This is a genomic window from Novipirellula herctigrandis (genome assembly GCA_007859835.1).
Lineage (GTDB): Bacteria > Planctomycetota > Planctomycetia > Pirellulales > Pirellulaceae > Novipirellula_A > Novipirellula_A herctigrandis.
This window is the reverse complement of record SJPJ01000001.1, coordinates 8,428,614-8,430,284: the sequence shown is the minus strand read 5'-3', so window position 1 is coordinate 8,430,284 and position 1,671 is coordinate 8,428,614. Positions and strand designations below refer to the sequence as shown.

Here is a 1,671-nt window from a genome sequence, read left to right as displayed (position 1 = left end):
GCCATCAGGAGATTGGAAGGTCGAACCAGAAAAGTTGTCCGAGGGAATGGTTCGTCGGGCATATCGTTCACCGGCATCAGTCGCAAGCCAGTGTTGTGACGCCAAGGCACAACACCAGCATACCGATCGTCGTTGATCGGATAAAGAATCCATGAAGTCCGTGGTTTGAGGCGAGTCGGCTGGATACACCTGCTGACCAGGCCGTGATCTCGATCTCTCGATCGGTCACAATCAATCGCTCTTAACACGTTGACACCTCAAACCACGGAACTGTCCCATGATGATCTGTTCGCTCGACCTCGGCAAGTTCAAGTCGGTGGCCTGCTTCTTCGATACCGAAAATCAGACCTACCGATTCGAAACCATCCTCACCAAGGTCTCTCACGTCAATCACCTGTTCGAGTCCAACGATATCGACCTCGTCGTCATGGAAGCCTGCGGCCCGTCCGGGTGGATCAGCGATGTTTGTCACCAGAGAAAACTCAAAACCATCGTCTGCAGCACCAACGACGAAGCATGGTCCTGGAAGAATACCAAGCGAAAGACCGATCGAGACGACGCACTGAGGTTGGCCAAAATGGCCATGATGAAAGATCTTACGTCCGTGCACGTCCCTAGTCCCGAGATCCGCGAACAGCGAGCGATCATCAAGTATCGAAAAAACCTCGACTACCGGATCACCCGAATCAAAAATGGCATCCGCTCGACCTTCGCCAACCGCGGCATCGAGATCGACACTGGAGCACGAGCCTGGAACACCGGCCGCGCCCACATCGACTCCCACCGCAAACCAATCGACCAGTGCGGCCCCGATGACCTCTGGAAGGGACAACTCGACAGCGAACTGAAGCAACTCGATGAACTCACCACCGAAATGGAATCGATTGAACAACGCCTGGAGCTGTTCGCAGTCGACAACGCTCACATCCAGCGAGTGATGACGATCCCCGGCGTGGGACGCAAAACCGCTGAGATGCTCGTGGCGACAATCGACGATCCGCACCGCTTCAAGAGCGCCCGCCACATCTCTAGCTATCTCGGGATGACGCCCCGGCAGTATCAATCCGGTGAGATGGATCGTTCCGGAAGAATCAGCAAACGCGGTCCACGGATGCTGCGAAGTATGTTGTTGGAATGTGCCTGGGCGAGCCTGCGTTACAACGAGTGGAGCAAGTTGACGTTCAAGCGTATCCACGGAGGCTCGACCACACGCCGTAAAAAAGCGGGCATCGCACTGGCTCGCAAGATCGCCGTGGTGGCCTGGGCCATGATGAGGGACGAAACGAACTGGAATGCGTCGAAACTGATTGCTGATGCGGAGCAAGTTGGTGCCCCCGAACCGAACGATGAAGACGCCACGGAAAAAGCCAAGACAGGCAGCAATAAAGAGGCACCTCGCAACGGAGCAACCGCCCGTCCGCTGCAACGCGCCAAGCCGAAGCCGCCCGGGCCGATTCACAGCGAAGAGCCCAAACGAGCAGCGAGCCAACCGAAGAAATCGCCACGGCGCAAAAGCCGTCGCTCACCCATGAAAACCTAACCCACGCCAATGGCCTCTGTTCCGAGACCACGCTTCCCTCGAGGGACCACGAATGCCTGACCGAGGCAATCTGGCCGCCAGATCGACCTCGAGATAACGAATGTGACAATCGAGGGAAGCCTTTTCAATCT

Annotated in this window: 1 protein-coding gene; it reads left to right on the top strand. The window is 56.4% G+C overall.

The genetic code is table 11. The annotated features are described in order from the left end of the window. The first annotated feature begins 277 nt into the window (after window positions 1–277). Window positions 278–1,540: an IS110 family RNA-guided transposase gene (locus CA13_RS30390; RefSeq protein ID WP_146403071.1), complete on the top strand. Its 1,263-nt coding sequence runs from the start codon at window positions 278–280 to the stop codon at window positions 1,538–1,540. The last annotated feature ends 131 nt before the right edge of the window (window positions 1,541–1,671 follow it).